Origin of the sequence: Methanomethylovorans sp. (genome assembly GCF_050177135.1) — an archaeon.
GTDB lineage: Archaea > Halobacteriota > Methanosarcinia > Methanosarcinales > Methanosarcinaceae > Methanomethylovorans.
In genome coordinates, this window is sequence record NZ_JBFXHJ010000035.1 from 1 (window position 1) to 16874 (window position 16874).

General features: G+C 44.9%; 18 protein-coding genes and 1 tRNA gene. 5 read left to right on the plus strand and 14 right to left on the minus strand.

From position 1 onward, the window contains the following. Positions 1 to 526: 526 nt before the first annotated feature. Entirely contained in the window at positions 527 to 844 is a 318-nt protein-coding gene (locus AB7U21_RS04505) for a hypothetical protein (RefSeq protein ID WP_428387316.1), read from the minus strand. Between the two features lie 336 nt (positions 845 to 1180). On the opposite strand from AB7U21_RS04505, the gene AB7U21_RS04510 reads away from it, so the two are divergent. Together AB7U21_RS04510 and AB7U21_RS04515 are read left to right on the plus strand one after the other, a co-directional pair. After that, positions 1181 to 1495 carry a nucleotidyltransferase family protein gene (locus AB7U21_RS04510; protein ID WP_428387318.1) on the plus strand — a complete coding sequence of 105 codons (315 nt, stop codon included), beginning with the start codon at positions 1181 to 1183 and terminating at the stop codon, positions 1493 to 1495. Further along, positions 1492 to 1845 (plus strand): HepT-like ribonuclease domain-containing protein, encoded by a 354-nt coding sequence (locus AB7U21_RS04515; RefSeq protein WP_428387320.1) that lies wholly within the window; start codon positions 1492 to 1494, stop codon positions 1843 to 1845. The genes AB7U21_RS04510 and AB7U21_RS04515 overlap by 4 nt, the downstream gene beginning before the upstream one ends. A gap of 321 nt (positions 1846 to 2166) precedes the next feature. Here AB7U21_RS04515 and AB7U21_RS04520 read toward each other — a convergent pair. The 4 genes from AB7U21_RS04520 to AB7U21_RS04535 all read right to left on the minus strand — a co-directional run bounded on the left by AB7U21_RS04520 (position 2167) and on the right by AB7U21_RS04535 (position 3446). Then, positions 2167 to 2244, minus strand: a tRNA-Glu gene (locus tag AB7U21_RS04520). 67 nt (positions 2245 to 2311) lie between these two features. Then, the gene (locus AB7U21_RS04525) at positions 2312 to 2674 is read right to left on the minus strand and encodes a helix-turn-helix transcriptional regulator (protein WP_428387322.1); all 363 of its coding nucleotides are present in this window, start codon (positions 2672 to 2674) and stop codon (positions 2312 to 2314) included. 39 nt (positions 2675 to 2713) lie between these two features. Next, positions 2714 to 2938: an LSM domain-containing protein gene (locus AB7U21_RS04530; RefSeq protein WP_428387324.1), complete on the minus strand. Its 225-nt coding sequence runs from the start codon at positions 2936 to 2938 to the stop codon at positions 2714 to 2716. 130 nt (positions 2939 to 3068) lie between these two features. Beyond that, positions 3069 to 3446 (minus strand): DUF3467 domain-containing protein, encoded by a 378-nt coding sequence (locus tag AB7U21_RS04535; RefSeq protein WP_292353147.1) that lies wholly within the window; start codon positions 3444 to 3446, stop codon positions 3069 to 3071. Positions 3447 to 3564: 118 nt separating this feature from the next. Here AB7U21_RS04535 and AB7U21_RS04540 point away from each other — a divergent pair, with 118 nt between their 5' ends. Next, the gene (locus AB7U21_RS04540) at positions 3565 to 4014 is read left to right on the plus strand and encodes a hypothetical protein (RefSeq protein ID WP_428387326.1); all 450 of its coding nucleotides are present in this window, start codon (positions 3565 to 3567) and stop codon (positions 4012 to 4014) included. Further along, the gene (locus tag AB7U21_RS04545; RefSeq protein ID WP_428387328.1) at positions 3977 to 5086 is read left to right on the plus strand and encodes a cytochrome c biogenesis CcdA family protein; all 1110 of its coding nucleotides are present in this window, start codon (positions 3977 to 3979) and stop codon (positions 5084 to 5086) included. Before AB7U21_RS04540 ends, AB7U21_RS04545 begins: the two co-directional genes overlap by 38 nt. Positions 5087 to 5092: 6 nt before the next feature. On the opposite strand, the gene AB7U21_RS04550 is transcribed toward AB7U21_RS04545, so the two are convergent. Next, positions 5093 to 7570, minus strand: a complete 2478-nt coding sequence (locus tag AB7U21_RS04550; protein ID WP_333787342.1) for a DUF5814 domain-containing protein — start codon at positions 7568 to 7570, stop codon at positions 5093 to 5095. A 142-nt stretch (positions 7571 to 7712) separates the two neighbouring features. Here AB7U21_RS04550 and AB7U21_RS04555 point away from each other — a divergent pair, with 142 nt between their 5' ends. Then, positions 7713 to 8567 carry an RAD55 family ATPase gene (locus AB7U21_RS04555; protein ID WP_428387330.1) on the plus strand — a complete coding sequence of 285 codons (855 nt, stop codon included), beginning with the start codon at positions 7713 to 7715 and terminating at the stop codon, positions 8565 to 8567. A gap of 10 nt (positions 8568 to 8577) precedes the next feature. Here AB7U21_RS04555 and AB7U21_RS04560 read toward each other — a convergent pair whose 3' ends face one another. The 8 genes from AB7U21_RS04560 to AB7U21_RS04595 all read right to left on the minus strand — a co-directional run. Next, positions 8578 to 9381 carry an MTAP family purine nucleoside phosphorylase gene (locus tag AB7U21_RS04560; RefSeq protein WP_428387332.1) on the minus strand — a complete coding sequence of 268 codons (804 nt, stop codon included), beginning with the start codon at positions 9379 to 9381 and terminating at the stop codon, positions 8578 to 8580. A gap of 4 nt (positions 9382 to 9385) precedes the next feature. After that, positions 9386 to 10471 carry a DUF373 family protein gene (locus AB7U21_RS04565; protein ID WP_333787339.1) on the minus strand — a complete coding sequence of 362 codons (1086 nt, stop codon included), beginning with the start codon at positions 10469 to 10471 and terminating at the stop codon, positions 9386 to 9388. A 73-nt stretch (positions 10472 to 10544) separates the two neighbouring features. After that, positions 10545 to 11180, minus strand: a complete 636-nt coding sequence (locus AB7U21_RS04570; RefSeq protein ID WP_428387335.1) for a 6-hydroxymethylpterin diphosphokinase MptE-like protein — start codon at positions 11178 to 11180, stop codon at positions 10545 to 10547. Positions 11181 to 11198: 18 nt separating this feature from the next. Next, entirely contained in the window at positions 11199 to 14375 is a 3177-nt protein-coding gene (gene ileS, locus AB7U21_RS04575) for an isoleucine--tRNA ligase (protein ID WP_428387337.1), read from the minus strand. Between the two features lie 232 nt (positions 14376 to 14607). Beyond that, positions 14608 to 14973: a hypothetical protein gene (locus AB7U21_RS04580; RefSeq protein WP_428387344.1), complete on the minus strand. Its 366-nt coding sequence runs from the start codon at positions 14971 to 14973 to the stop codon at positions 14608 to 14610. A gap of 34 nt (positions 14974 to 15007) precedes the next feature. Further along, positions 15008 to 15631: an NTP transferase domain-containing protein gene (locus tag AB7U21_RS04585; RefSeq protein ID WP_333787336.1), complete on the minus strand. Its 624-nt coding sequence runs from the start codon at positions 15629 to 15631 to the stop codon at positions 15008 to 15010. Next, positions 15619 to 16449, minus strand: coding sequence for an adenosylcobinamide-GDP ribazoletransferase (cobS, locus tag AB7U21_RS04590; protein ID WP_428387339.1), 831 nt, complete (start codon positions 16447 to 16449; stop codon positions 15619 to 15621). Before cobS ends, AB7U21_RS04585 begins: the two co-directional genes overlap by 13 nt. Then, the coding region (locus AB7U21_RS04595) for a phosphatidylglycerophosphatase A (RefSeq protein WP_428387341.1) at positions 16446 to 16874 on the minus strand (429 nt) is incomplete at its 5' end. The genes cobS and AB7U21_RS04595, both read right to left, overlap by 4 nt.

The window sequence follows — 16874 nt, forward strand, 5'->3', positions numbered from 1 at the left end:
GGCCCACGATAGAAAAGCAAGCGTTTTTCCCTGGAAACCGGGTCATTTGAGTGATTCGATGCACGATCCTGTTCATGCTGATAAAAGAGCATTGAAGGAGAAAAAGAAGAAAAGCAAGGAAATGAAACAAATGCATCGAAAGTTAAAAGATGCCGGAAAGTTGGCTCTGTAGAAAACATGCACATTATGTTTTAACCACTGAGTTCACAGAGAACACAGAGAATAACAGCAGTTATCCATCTCCGTGAACTCTGTGTACTCTGTGGTTGTATCTGCACACAGTTGAGATTGTAGCATAACGATTTCTTCAGAGCCGGAAAGTTAATGGTGATAAAAATGGCAATTATGTGGTTTGTTCAAGCTACAGTTGCCCACATTAACGTACACTGGGCCTCATGCTATTGATCATTATTTGCATGGAATTACATGCAAGCGAATATGCCGGCTGATCTGCGAGAATCCTGGTATTCCTTATTTAAGGTATGTAACAGGTTGAAGTTAATTCCATCGTAAAAAAGAAGAAAAGTTAGTCCGACTCGTACTCTTCATCATCATCTTCTTCTTCCATCCGGATCAGATCGATAATGAGTTCCATTAACTGGAATGCACATTCGCGGGAATCCGGGCGAACAGATATGACCTCAGCTGCAAGTTGGGCTATGGCGATCAGTTTTTGTTCATCGTCACATTCGCTCTGATCTAAGACTGCCTCAATATCAGCTTTCAGTTCAAATGCTGCCAATAGCTGGGTATCAATATCCACTTCGCCGCAGCAATTTTCAGTTTCTGCCTGATCAGCAGCACAACAACATCTATGAGCATGCTCTTCATTTGATTTATACATTTATTCACCTGTAGTTCTTTGCTAGAATGCACTACTAAGTAATATCTTGATTTTAAATTTGCTGGTTTGTATGCTGTGATCTGAACTTTTTCAGCATTACTGTATAATATTGGCAGAGATGTCAAGAAATGAACCGAAAAACATCGTTCTCCACTTAGAGCATAAAAAATTAAACGATTCTTTGTATGTTGAAGGCGGAATATATAAAACTAGCAAATAAGTGTGGAAAACTTAATGTGGTTTTCAAAGATGCTTTTCATTAATGCTATATATCATACCAGTTGACCAAATCTTAAATACGAAGGTAGTTAGTTTAAATAATAGAGGGATCTCGCTATGAATGAAGTACAAGGAAGATGCGTAAAAATGGACAATATCAAGCTTCTGATCAAAGAGCACAGGAGTGAGATAAGACAGATGTTCAAAGCTGAAGTCATCGGCATCTTCGGTTCTTATGCAAGAGGTGAAGAGAAAGCTGGTAGTGACGTGGACATACTTGTTAATTTCGATGATGGTGCAACCCTTTTTGATCTTGTGGGACTTGGAGATTACCTTGAAGAGATGCTTGGCATTCCTGTTGATGTGGTTTCCATGCGAGCCCTGCATCCAATGATGCGCGATGATGTCTTGAGGGAGCTGGTGGCTTTATGAGGTCGCCTTTGCTATACCTGTCTGAAATGATCGATGCTGTAGAGGCAATAAAGGATTTCACCCATGGTATGGATAAGGAAGATTTCCTATCTGATGCGAAAACTAAGAGTGCTGTGGTCAGGCAGTTCGAGATATTGGGTGAGGCTGCCAAGGCACTACCTGAAAATATAAAGGCTCTTGTTACGGATCTGCCATGGAGCAGGATTGCCGGGATGAGGGACAGACTTATTCATGCATATTTTATTGTTGATTACAAGCTTGTGTGGGACACTGTGGAAAACGAATTGCCTCTGCTTAAAGAAAAGCTTGAAAAGCTACGGTCTGAACTAAAAGAAGTTGATGAAACCTAACTGCTCCTCTCTCATTCAGTCTCCTGTGACAGATGACTATCTAACGTAAGAAGCAAGAGATTTGCTTGTTTGGCTATCTAATGCATTGTTTTAGTGGAACCGGATCCCTTATGGAAACTTGAAACAGGTCTCTGAGAACCAAATTCTTACCTGTAATGATTTTATTGTGGGCTATATTAAAAGAAAAATCAAAATTGGTATGAATTTATGGATAGAATATTTAAGAAGCTCTACAAAGGTCTGATTCAGACCTTCAACTTCAATATTTTACTTTGGGATCAAACAAAAAAAGTAGGCGTCATTAGAGCATAAAAAAAATTATGGTGCTCCGGTCGGGATTCGAACCCGAGTCTTCGGCTCGAAAGGCCGGAATGATTGGCCGGACTACACTACCGGAGCACATAGAATAGCGCTGGTTGAGCGACTCCAAAATAGTACATAACCTTATTAAACCTTTCGGCCAGCATCACTCAGTTGCGCTGGCTTCCAGATCTTCAGCGCTGTCCTTAGACAGGTTCAATACCCATGCTGTCAGTCTTACACAATTTTCCGGCTGACATGCATCTCTGCAGCCCGCACAGGGAGAGAACATTTCTCCTGAGAGCAACAGCTCGAAACAGGGTTCTTCCTTGTGGGCAGTTTTGAGCAGGAAGGTCCTTGCTCCATTGTCCACTGCAGGCTCACGAGTGATCAGGCCATCCTTCAGAAGTTTTGAGATAACCCGCGAACATTTGCGGCTGTCTATGTCAAGCTCCTTCCATAATTGGTTCTGGAACACTCCATCTTCATGCTTGCTGATTACCTCTAGTGCCGTATCTTCTATTCCCATGGTAACCTACGCTTACTATTAGAATACTGGCTTATAACATTACTCTTCTGCAGGTGTGATCAGAATTATGTTATTGCCTCGAAGCACCACTGAACCAAGCGACCTGAGCTTTTGTCCGTTAGATATCTCCACAGTATCTACCAGATGAAGGTTAAGATAGTCATCCGCACTTTTGAGCAAACCTTCCAGAAGATGCATATCTCCTTTCATTTCAACCTGGACCCTCGATCCAACAAGTTTGTGAACTCTTTTATTCGGGAACAAATGGAATCCTCACTTATTAATTGATACTACAGACCCACCAAAAATAGAGGCAGGACGTAGGTTATTAAAAGTGTATTGTATCCTATTTAATTATAGCGATTACCTGATGAATAGCGATTACCTGATGAAGTTAGATGTACCCCTGGATCTCGCTGTTCTCTCTGCTGTTGTCAGCCGGGGGTTCGGACTTGTTCTCACTTCTGTTAGGCTGTGGTATAGGGCCGAACATAGCTTCATATTCCTTGAGATGATGGTTCAGCCATCTGGACAGCTCAAGAGCGGCAAGCGGTGAAAGGATCACCTCGGTCTCAAGCTTGCGCTGGATAACCTGTACCCCATCCTCATCAGTTCCTGGCCTGGGATTGTCATTATAAAAACCGATTCTGAAATCGTACGGGCTGTGACCCCCCACGGCACCTATGGAATACACCTGCCTGCAATCTTCCGGTTTATAGAACTCTACCCTAAGTTTTTTATGGTGTTTTCCTGTCATAACATCCGTGCTCATTTTCACTACTCCAGTTACTGTCACGTATTGGGCTAACATCACTTAAATAAGTAGTGGGAACATTAACACATCTGTTACAGAACAAAAAGTTATTAAAGAATACACTCAGGTTAGAACTATGAAAAGCTCACAAATACCTGCCATGATCGCTGTGGCAGCATTCATCATTACGCTCGTCGGGGTCAGTATACTGGTTCTTCAGTACCCTCCACAGCCTGAAAAGGAATACGATGTCAGTTCACTGCAAGCCCACAGGATAGTGATGAACGACAGTAATGCTTCCACATACTACATAACTTATTTCCACGTGCAGGACTGGAGGGTCAACAGAACGACCATCGTAAATGGAAATATACCAGATATGCACGGTATGCCCATAACACCTGAAGAAGATATATGGAAGGTGCAGGTCATGGAAAGGACCTGTGCATGTGCCGGTATAAAGCCTATCTATGTCATAGAAGGTTATGTTTCCACAGATTCCGGAGAAGTCTTCAACATTTCGACCAAGAAAGTCCTGGAAACCTCATATGATGCATCTACCTGCGCGTCCACAGCATGTCATTAGGCAGGCATTGCTGGCTGCTTTTGCCCTTTTTTTATTACTGTCAGCTGTGAATGTAGTCCTCTGTGCTCAAAATACTACACATGCTATTGAAGTTGACTATTTTTATGAAGAAGGCTGCCTGAAATGCCAGCAGGCATTACCCGTGGTCGAGGAAGTCACAAGTAGTTATGGAAGCAACCTCACATCCCACGAGATCATTTCCTCCTATGACCTTGCCCGCGGATATGGCATATCTGTAGTTCCTGCCGTGGTTGTGGACAAGCGAACAGTGATAACATACAAAGATTATCAGGGGAATATAACACTTCTTAAAGACCTGCTCACACAAGCTATTGTTACCGGATCGGAAGAAAAGAGAAATATATCCATTATAGAAGAGGACGAAGCTGGCAGAGGACTTTCATTTTATTTAGTGTTCGTTGCAGGCCTCCTTGCTGGTTTCAACCCCTGCATCCTGGCAGTCATGGCCTTTCTGGCCACACTGATACTGTCATCCGGAAGCAAAAAAGAGATATTGAAGATGATAGTTGGTTTTTGCAGCGGTATCTTCATTACGTATATGATAGTAGGCCTGAGCATCCTGGGAACAGTGCACATACTGCCTTCCCTTAAAAGTACGATCACAACCGCAATGGTCTTTCTCATCTTCATACTGGGATGCTGGCACATTTATGATGCCTATCACCTGAGGAAATATTCCAGATCAACTTTCCACACTCCTAAAGCCATGGTCAGGCTGCTTGAAAGAACATCTAAGAGCAATGTGCTGTTTTTATCCTTTGCTTCAGGAGGGCTTTTCTCTCTTGTAAAAGCGCCCTGTGTGGGAGCTATATATTTCTCAATCCTTGATATGTTGGTAGGCAGAACTGATCTTGCTCTCGGAGCTTTTTACCTTGCGGTATATAATCTAGGTGTGATCTTTCCGATCATCGTTCTGGGCATATTACTTGGCTATGGCATGAAACCGGAGACCATTACAGAGCTCAAGGAAAACAAGCGTGTGGAGATCAGGCTTTTCACAGGTGCCATACTGATACTTCTTGCCCTGCTGCTGCATTTGCATATCATCTGATGCAGGTTAGCCCTCTACCTGCTTTTTCATTTCCCTGGCAGCATTCGCTATATCTTTTTTAGAATAAACCCTTGCGATCTTTTCTACTGCATCCAGATTACGTACTACATTGTCAAGATAGCCCAGTATATCGCCCGGATAAGCGGTCACACCGTACATGTCTTCCATTTTATGTACAATACCCGCAGGATCGTAGCCTTCCATGCGGATCTCCACGATCTTTGCAGAAAAACGACGTTCTGCACATCCGCAATATGGGGAGTCCTTGCATTTGCAGGTAAGGAAAGCCGCTGCAAATTCAAAGAGCTGGTCCTGTATGTTCTGATCAAGCTGAGAGATATTGTCGCCCTCGAATATTATATCAAGGGAAGCACCCTGGAAAACACGGGAAGGAACATTGATGTCCAGAGCTGTGGATATCTGTGCAGCATACTTGAAGTAGACACCATCAAAGAACTCCAGGTTCGTTACGATCTCAAGCGGCCCCATCCCCTTAAGCACCGCGTCCCGTATAAGGAACGCTGAAGACACTGACAGGAAATGACCTGCAGCTATCTGCCCGAAAGGTGTAAGGGAGATATTGTCCTCCCTTTTTTCAAGGAACTTGTAGTGTACCAGCCTGGTAACAAGTTTTGTGAGCTCAAATGTACCCAGCATCCGTTTATGGATGGCTGTCAGATCTTTCTTTGAAGAGGTAACAGCTGCCGATGCCAGTATCTCTTCCATCTGTTCATCTTCACCATAATCCAATGAAGATGGCATCATCTTGCCTTTGAGCAATTTTATCGCAACAGCATCTTCGGTCTCGGTCTGCTCACTGGAATAGCGCTTGTTCGGCGTTGCCAGCAGTACCACGATACCCCGGTCATGATAATCAGGCCGGCCGGCACGTCCCAGCATTTGCATGAACTCTTGCATGTTGATCCATTCTATTCCCATGGCAAGGGATTCGAATATCACCTGTGACGCAGGGAAATCCACGCCTGCTGCAAGGGCAGCAGTTGTTACCACCACTGGCAATTTCCCTTTAAGAAAACGCTCTTCTACGGATTTACGCACGAACTGGGTAAGACCTGCATGATAAGGCGCAGAGACCATTGGCAATGCTTCTGATATGCTGTGGCAATTGCGTCTGGAATTGGTGAAAATGATCGTTTGCCCTCTGTGGCCTTTTGTGGACGTTCTGGCAAACTCTTCTCTTACCAGGCGGGTCATAAGCTTGAGCTTATCATGTTCCTCGCAGAAAATAAGATGACGTTCAATAGGAACAGGCCGATATTCGTACTCTACCAATGTAGCGTTCAGTTTTTGTGCCAGCGCAAGCGGTTCGGCAACAGTGGCGGAAAGGTATATGAACTGTGCAGCCGGAGCAATATATTTCAGTCTCCCTATGACACCATCGACCCTGTGTCCTCGTTCACTGTCTTCAAGTGTGTGCACCTCGTCTATGACCACGGTGCCGATCTTACCCAGCAGGTCAGCATCCCCCGACCTCAAAATGAAATCAATGCCTTCATATGTTCCTACGATTATGTTTGAATCAAGAGCTCTGCGCATCTTCAGAGTAGAAGAGGTACGAATGCGTGCACTTCCTATACGTATAGAAGTTGTGATACCCAACGATCCGTACTTATCCGTGAACTGGTCATACTTCTGATTTGCAAGCGCCACCAGAGGGACAAGATACAACATTTTTCCTTTTTTGCGCAGTATGTTCTCGATGCCTGCAAGTTCGCCTATAAGGGTTTTCCCGGTAGCTGTAACAGAAGTTACAAGCTGGTGCTTTCCTTTGAAAAGGCCTGCATCAACGGCTTTAGCCTGTACCGGCAGCAGTTCGTCGGATTTTTGCAATAGGATGTCTTTAAAATTTTTTGATATGGGCAGATCTGCTATTCTCATTGTCCTGGCATCAAGGGAAGCCTGGACAGTATCAAACCTTGTAAGTTCCTGGTCAAGACCTTCAGGGTCCAATGTACCTACAGTCCGGTCGAGGTCCCTTGTCTGTAAAAGCATCTCTTCGATGCGCTTTTTCGCCTCGTCGCTATAATGACAATAAGGAGCATTAAGGACCCTGGCCAGCTCTTCTTTGGCGCATTCCTCGCATATCTTCTCTGAATGATATCTTATTGACCGCCTGTTCAGAAAATTGAAACGGCGTTTAAGCAGACAAAAACGACAGGCATTGACTAATTCCCCATCAAGCTGGAAACCTTTCAGCATATCCATAAAAGCTGCAGTAGTGGCTTCGTTCCCGCCTTTTGCGATCATGATGCGATCGGACATACGTAGCAGATCTATGAACTCTGCAGGTGTCAGGTATTCTTCCTTGCCATCCCTTAGCATTCTGAACTTGTGCGGCCTTGAACCTGCCGGGGTTTTATTAAGGATCAGTTCCCCGGTGAAAAGTGGCAATTTTCTGCCCCCTTTTATGACCAATACCAATAATTTAGTACTTTCGGGGTTTATAAGGATCCATAAGCTCATTATGCAGCTGAATTGGAGAGAAGGTATAAGTAATGTATGCTTGTCATTGTCTGGAAAACATTATATGTATTACAACCAATAGATAGAAATAAAAATATAATATTTTAGTGTAGATATATCTCATTTCAAGAGGGGAAGTTTCATGCTGGGACCGTTCAAGTCTGCAGGAATACAGCAACCTGTCACTGGAGAACAAGCATCGTGTACTGAAAATGATGCACATAATCTTTATGATACTATCCGGGAGAATATACCCCAGGAAAATGTGCCAGGTCCAGAGACTATCCCGCATCTTAGCATATTAAGCACAGGTATTTCCGTCCTTGACAGGAGTATAGGAGGAGGACTGCCTTGCGGTTCGCTGACCTATGTTTCAGCAGATCCTTCCTGTATGGCAGAAATATTTCTCTACCAGTTCACTCAATCAAGAAAGACTTATTATTTCACTACTAGCCGCAGACCTAAATATTTACTCAGGGACATAGTGAACCTTAACTTTGATATAAAGAACATAACTTTTATCGATGTTTATAGTGAATATTACCTGACATCTTCAGGTGAAATGGCAGATAATGTCGGTAATGACTATGCGGACGCTAAGCTGCTCGAGTTCGTGGAATATAATTTAGAGAATATCAGGAACGATGATCAAAGAGGAGAGATCAACCTTGTGTTTGACAATTTCTCATTTTTCATGAACCTGCGTGTGAATCCGGGACTGCTCAGGAGAATGATGCACATCATATATGAGATCAGCAAGGAAGCAGATGCTCTTACATATCTCTATGGCCTGAAAGGGAGCCATCCTGAACACATAGAGAACGAGATCCTTAATGCTGCAGATGTGATCTTTGAGATATCCCTTGACAGGGGAGCTGATAAGATTGTGAATAAACTCGCTATTCCTAAGATGCGGGGTATGCTGCCGATAGTCGAAGTGATCAAGTTCAAGATATGCGATGGCGTTCAGATAGACACATCCAAGGATATTGCATAAAAATAACAGATCAAAGAGTACCATTATCTATTGCATTATTGCACATACATTCCCGGTCTATGGGCATGCGTGCTGCAATGGAATGTAAAAGCTCAAAAATGAATTCTTTTCTGGAAGTAAGTATATCCAGCACCTCAGTTGCTGTAGGCCTGGCACTTTCGATCCCAGAAGCCATATTTGTTACCAGGCATAAGGATGCATAACAGAGCTGCATCTCTTTGGCAAGTACCACTTCCGGCAGACCCGTCATACCTACAACATCGGCAAAGCTACTTAACATGCGGATCTCAGCCTTGGTCTCGAACCTCGGACCTTCAGTACATGCATATATCACATCAGCTGTTTGAACTCCTTTTTCTTTAAGGATGGACCTTATCAGAGATCGAAGCTGTGGACAGTAAGGCTCTGACATGTCTGCATGTACGGTCTGATCTTCAAAGAAAGTGGATGGGCGCATGCAAGTGAAATCCACAAAATCGTATGGCAGTACCATGCTTCCAATGGGATGGCCATGTATCGTACCCACAGAGTTAACAGCTACCACACGCGTGATCCCTAGTTGCTTTATTGCCATGATATTGGCACGATAATTTATCCTATGAGGTGGAACATGGCCACTGCTCCCTGTATGTCTTGGGATGAACAATACGTTAATACCTGCCATCCTGGCTATGGATGCCTGTACAGCACCATATTCGGTATTGACTGTGATCTGTGACCGGTCATCAAGGTGGGAAAAACCCACTCCTCCAATGACAGCAAAGGAAAAATGTACATTGGATGTACATTCTTTATCCAGTATGCTAAGAGACATCCTTTCACTCCTTGACGGGTCTGGCAGCTATCCTGATGCCTGCAAGAGCAATAATGATAGCTATGACGATGGAATAAATGAAATATTGCAGTCCTGAAACTACGGAAGGCTGAACGCCTTCAATAACAGGATTAAAGGCTAATATATACGTGGTGGCTCCCCATAACAGGAGTCCTAGCGAAAGAGCGTAGAAAGAAGGCGATATCTGCCTTAAACTGAACTTTCCATGCAGGTACATATCCATCATACGCCCGAAATTCATTATGATCGCCGCTAATACCAGCCACCATACGGAACTGTGTATGAACACAGTGACCAGTGGCACCAATCCATGATACCATATGCCCCCGTGGGTATAATATTGCCATATACTGACAAGTCCCTGTACAAAGGAAACGATAATTATCAGTAATGCCGCAGAATGGGTTACAACGACCAGTTTTCCCATGTGAAAATCATCTTTTATCTTGTTCCACATAGTGGTGACAGTATCACCGAAACCACGGTAGAGCATGTACAGGCCAACTGCCGCGAGGATACCTATTATAGCCCCTTCCGGATAGCGAGCTAGCAGAAAGATGGAATATATAAGAGCTGCAAGCCCGACCGGAACGAAGAATGTTTGAGAGATCTTAGGATCATTAAAGGCATGTTTCAGGATGTAATAAGTGCTTTCAAGGTTCGAGCTTTGCATGATCACTATGCGTCTGACCGAATTGATCTTTATCCTGGACTGGACTATAGGAAGCAAGGTTTCATCCTCAGCCCCATCAGAAATGAAGATGGCATTAGAAGCAGGATATCTGGAAAGGATGTCGTCAAGCTGCTGGGAGATCTTCTGATCAGAGGTAATACCTATTTTCCGATCTCCTGCAAAGGTAATGAGCTCTGCATCCAGTCCTTTTGAACGCAGCTCATCCAGCACTTTCACGCCGCCGAAAATAGTATTGGAATCAGAATCTTCTGGATCCGCAATGGACAAAGCAACGGCTGCTTTGATATTTTCCTCTCTCCCTATAATGGGACTTGAGACCTTCGCCTTTTCGCCCAGGTCATTATCCCGGTCTATGCAGATGACAAGTGTATCCATGGAACCTTATTCCTAATTGCGTAACAAAATATAAATAAGTTCTCATGAAAATCGCCATCATAGAACGGCTTACTTAAATATTGAGCCCCAAAGAGTAAATTAGTCTGCGGGCCCATTTCAATTTTTTGTTTTTTGATGGTGATACCACAGGATCATCAAAAAAGAAACCTGCAAGTTTGATCGTTCCTGCACCGAACTCATGTGCCACATACACAGCCCTGTCCCCGTCAGTAAAACCACCGAAATTGAATACGTTTTCCAGGGGAACAGCCTGCGTGGACCCGATGACGTTCTGAAGCCGTGGAACATAGTTGAGCAGCTTGTCCATGTTGTCCCCATGAGCATGGACAACCACAAGAGAACCTTGCTTTGAAGCCTCTACCTCACGCTCCACATCCCCGTCCAGATCTGTGACTATAACATCCGGCATCCTGCCGGCATCCATTACAACTGCTGTTGCACCGTCCGCTGCAATTACCACATATCTTCCAAGGTCTAACCTGTCAAGGTCTTCGGCAAGGATCGGAGCATTACCACAAACTAGGACATCCTTCCCGGATATCTTTCTTTTTAGAGCGACCAGTCCCGGTGAGACCTGTCCTTCAAGCAGATGTGAAAGAAGAAGAGCCGCCTGCTCATCCTCTTCCCGACTAAAGCCAAAGTCCTGAAGTATCTCCTTGTATATTGGTTCCCAGGCCGTAAAGTCCATAGTCCTTTCCAAACTGCCTCAGCTTCTGGATATCCCAATGTGCATCGATATTCCTTCCACATCCCAGTCCTTGACGAGATCTCCACGGACTTCCACATCAAAGCCTATGATCTGTACATCTGCACGTACCTCGCTGGCGATCAATTGTTCCAGATCAAGTACCAGATCCACTACTCTCTCGTCATCGATGCAGATGATCACCTTAATGTTCTCTTCCACAGCAAGGTCCATCTCTTTCCTCATATCCTGAACCCTGCGAATGACCTCTCTGGAATAACCTTCTGCTTCCAGTTCCCTTGTAAGCTTAGCATCCACATATACAATGCCAGCAGATGACGAAGCACTTGCCACCAGTTCAGGCAGTGTCTCCTGGAAGTTGACCATGTCGGGACCTATGGTCACGATATTGCCGTCACCAAGCTGTAGCTCATAACCCTCGGAACAGGCGAGTTTCTTTTTCAATGCTATGGCATCCACCTGTTTTAAAGCGGCTATGACCTTTCCGGCATCGCCTTTGAAAACAGGCCCTATTGCTCCCGGATTCGGTATGGCACTGAAACCAAGTTCATCCCAGGTTTCGCCAACCCCGGTCAGTACGATGTCCTTGGAGTTGGTCTGGTCCATGAGCACCTCTTTAAGGTTCTTGACAGCAAGAGCTGCATTTTCTTCCGGGGGGCTGACAACTATTCTGCCCACAGGCCACCTCAGCTTACGCCCGACCTTCTGGCGGGCATTGGAAGCTGCCTCCACAATAGAGCGTGCAAGCTTCATATGCTGCTCAAGGTCCACATCTATAAGGGATCCATCAGGCACAGGCCAATCGTTCATGTGGACCGATTCCGGTGCGTCATTGTAGACGTTGCGTACCAGGTTCTGGTACATTTCCTCTGCAAGATGGGGCATAAAAGGAGCTATGACCTTTGTAAGGGTCGTGAAAACCTCGTAAAGTACCCTGTATACGGCTACCTTGTCCGGATCATCGGCCTCTACCCATGTCCTTGGCCTTATGAGCTGGATATACCAGCGGGAAAGGTCCTCAAGCACAAAGTCATTGATGGTCCTTATGGCCTTCTGGAGCATACAGGTCTCCATGGCAGAATCCACTGATCTGATCACAGACTGCATCCTGGAAAGGATCCACCTGTCCTCACTGCGCATATGTGGCTTCACCGATCCCAAGGTCACATTCGAAGGATCAAAGCCATCCAATGCCATATAGGGTAACGGAAAACGATAGACGTTCCACAGGATGTTGATCGTCCGATGGATATTGGCTATCTCATCCTTGCTGAACTTCAGGTCTTCCCAGGGTGCACTGGACGATAACACGTAAGCACGCAGGGTATCTGCACCGAACTTCTCGATGACCTCGGAAGGCTGCACTACATTACCCAGGCTCTTGGACATTTTCTTTCCTTCAACATCCAGAGTGAACCCGTGCATGAGTACGCTCTTATAAGGTGCCTTGCCAAAGGCCACCATGCTGGCACCTAACTGCGAATAGAACCATCCTCTGGTCTGGTCATGACCCTCGGTGATGAAATCTGCAGGCCACCATTTTTCAAGCTCTTCCTTTTGATGTGGGAAGTTCAATGTGGCCCAGGAAGCAACAGCCGAATCGAACCATACATCGAATACGTCCTCCACACGACGCATCTTTCCGCCGCATTCGCATGTAAGGGTCACAGAGTCCACATAAGGCCTGTGCAGCTCGATCCCTTCCGCCAGACCCGATCTTTCAAGAAGTTCCTGTTTTGTACCAATAACATCTATCCGTTCACATTCGGTACAGCGCCAGACAGGTATGGGTATGCCCCAGTAACGCTGTCTTGAGATACACCAGTCCCTTGCACCTTCCACCCAATCCCTGAAGCGTGCTGAACCTGCCCATTCCGGATACCAGACAACCTTATCTATCTCTGAAAGCATCTGCTCCTTTAATTCCGATATCTTCAGGAACCACTGGCGGGTAGCAAGATAGATGATCGGTGTTTTACATCTCCAGCAGTGTCCATAACGGTGGGAAATAGTACCTTCTGCAAGCAGCAGCCCTCTTTGCTTGAGGTTTTCCACGACCACTTTATTAGCTTCCCTGATATGCATATCAGTATATTCACCTGCTTCTTCCGTATACCGGCCATCTGATCCTACCGGACAGAAGATGGGAAGCCCATGTTTCACACCCACTTCAAAGTCGTCCATACCATGTCCTGGAGCTATATGGACACAACCGGTGTTCTCTGCTGTTACGAAGTCTGCAAGATACACATTATGCTTGAAACGTGCCTGCTTGGGGATCTGGTCTGCAAGGGGGTGTTCATATTCCAGTGTCGTAAGGTCTTCACCCAGCATGGTATCCAGGATCTTGAAATCAGCAAACCTGCCTTTTTTGAGCACATCTTTGACCAGTGAGGAGGCCATGATCAGGATCTCACTGTCACCGGAAGATGTAACAGCCTTTACCTTGGAATACTCGAATGAAGGATGTACTGCCACTGCAATATTGGATGGTATGGTCCAGGGAGTTGTGGTCCAGATAACTATCGATGTACCTGGTTCATTCTTCAGGCGGAACTTCACATAGATAGAAGGATCTACACGCTCCTCATATTCAACTTCCGAATCCGCTATTGCAGTCTCACATCGGGGACACCAGTTGACCACTCGTTTACCCTCTTCGAGCAGGTCCTTTTGTTGAGCCTGCTTCAGCGTCCACCACGCAGCTTCGATATACTCGTCCCTAAGTGTCATATACGGGTCTTTCCAGTTGAGCCATACTCCCAGGGAATGGAACTGGCGGGTCATATCGTCTTTCTGTAATAAGGCAAATTCCTTGCATTTTTCTATGAAATTGCCGACTCCATACCTCTCAATATCTTTCTTGGAAGTAAAACCAAGAACCCCTTCCACTTTCACCTCTATAGGAAGGCCATGCATATCCCATCCTGCACGGTCAAGTATATGGTAATTGTTCATTGAACGGTACCTGAGTATGGAATCCTTGATGATCTTATTCCATGCAGTACCCAGATGTATGTGACCGGTAGTATATGGCGGACCGTCCACGAAAAAGAAACGCTTTGCACCCATTCTGCGCTGGCGTACCTTTGAGTACGCATCGATCCCGTCCCAGAAAACGTGTATCTTGGATTCGATCTCACCTGCGTTGTATTGACCTGTGATCTCCTTTAGCATAGGAAGTCTCCATAAGCATGAATGTTAGATATTCACCTATTGCGGTATTCAATTTAAATGCTTTGTTCTGCGTTTTAAGCAAAAAGGGATAGTAAATTACCGCAATTCAAATGCATACGCTTCATTATTTTTCATATTGACATTTATCTGCAGCATTCCTGCCAATCTGAACTTACATTACACTATATAAGTGATCGAAGAAAACAATTTATCCACCTGTTATCGGGAAATGCTACTCCATGACATCCTGAACCGATAGTGTTTCAAGCAAAAGTTCATTGAAAAGCAATTTTTCCAGCGTTCTTGCCGCATACATACGATGCTGGTGTTTCTGGATATCCTCGTTCATACGTAGTTGTGAATCAACCTGTATCCTGAGCAAGGCAAAATGAAAAGCATTCTCATCCCTGAGCTGCATTGAATAGAAAGTTTCAAGAAAATAAGGTAACAGATAAGGATTATCTATCACACTGCACAGAAGGAGCAATTCTTCAGGTATCAAATCAGGATCTTTGAGTACAGAGTGTCCGGTTATGATCTTCAATGTATCAAGAGAATATTCCTTCTCTGCTACGAGTATATTTCCCGGCATAGACATCACATACCTTCCTGAGACCATGTATATAATGAGATCATGACTGCGATAATAGTCTTTGTTCTATAATCTCTTTGCATTTGCGCAGATCTTCGGCACGGTTTATGTTCAATGCAAAAGCAGCATCCTGGCTTACCAGACTCTCATACTCCTGTTCCTGTTCAATATTGCTGCCATCTATAATATTGACACCACAAGGTACGATCAGTTCACCTTCCCAGTTAAAGACCGTATCTGGTCTTACTGAAAGGCCTTTACATATTGCCAGCGGAGAGAAAACCGACATAGCGGGTTTCCCGCATTTTTCATACTCCTCTATAACGTGATCAATATGCTTACCTTTAAGCAATGGCAGGTCGGCCATAATGACCAGGACCGGCGCATTGATAGCCGCCTCTTTAACGGCATATATCATATCACCTACATAATTGCCTCCTCCGGTCATGATAGTGCGTACCTTGCCATTGTAGTTTTTCTCAAGGAAGCTCTGGGTCAGAGGAGTAGCCGGAGAAACTGCAACATATATCCTGTCTATTCCGGAAGCCTCATGCAAAGCCTCTATAACATAAGTTATCAAGGGCTTATCCAGTAAACTCACACACGGTTTCTCACCCATCCCAAGCCTGCTTCCCAGGCCTCCGGCCATAATTATAGCATCCATGGAATACCTCCGTTATGATAGCTCAATACCAATACGATCATTATAAGGGCAATAGTTCTCCCCACCTCGTTGGAAGTGCCGATCACATCCCCGTTCATCCCTCCAAAGTGCCGGTTACTGATGTTCAATACGAGAAAAGCTGAAATAATAGCAGCTATAAGGGCAATAATCCCACAATACCAAATTCCGAAGGGTAGCAGGGCAAGCGAACATATGACCACGGAACCCAAAAGCCCCACTATATATTTTGGAAATGTGGTGTTCTGCACTAAGATAGACCCCAATCCCTCATGGATAGACTTGCCGAAAGCTGCTATTGTGAGCATGCACTGCATTGCTGAAACTTCTGCTATCAGCATAGAAGAAAACAGGATAGCTGCAGCAGTGCGCATACTATTATCAGCCCATAGAAGGGCTTCAGACTGAAGGGAAGCTATTGATAAATAAAATGCAAGGATACCCATTGTACAGAAACCTACACCTCCGATGCCAAGTGCCACATCCTTAAGAGCACGGATCTTCTTTTCCACCGATCCATGGGCAGTTACACCATCCCCGAGATCCGCAAGGCCATCAAGATGGTTAAGACCTGTAAGATAGTATACAAAAATAACTATCATTATAGCACTAATCTGCTGTGGCAATGTCATCATGGATAAGAAAGCGAAAACCCCCATCAATAGTCCCAGTACAGCACCTACGAGGATATGTAAATAGGTCCGCTTGAAGAACTCGTCCAGACCTTCCATTGTCAACCCCACCGGAATAGTGGACAGAAAACCAAAACCGGACCTTAATGCCAGAAGGAAACTCCTCATCCTGCGATCACACCACTGTTGTCATTGCTTTTGTTCTTTTTATCACTTTCTTTTTCTTTATTAACACCTTGTTCTGCCATGCTTCTGGTATACATGTTTGCAGAAACACCACCTATAAGTCCGCCAATGACATCGTCCATAAAAGGACCTAGTTTTGAAAGAATGCCTGGTTTTTGTTTATCGAACCGTACAAACTCAAAAGTGCCCTTATCACCACTAATGTACCTGGAAATACTCATCCCGAGAACTTCGTCAGCTATTATGAACGTAAGGTCCTTTTCATAGGATTTCCTGCTGATGTTAGGGAGATGGCCTCTGCGTCCTTCTTTTTCCAGAAGTATGCCGGAGTATATGAGAAGGCATAGGTTCGGGTCGGACAGGGCCAGGTTCTGTTCTCCCAAAAACACTTCTTCTGCCTTTTCCCT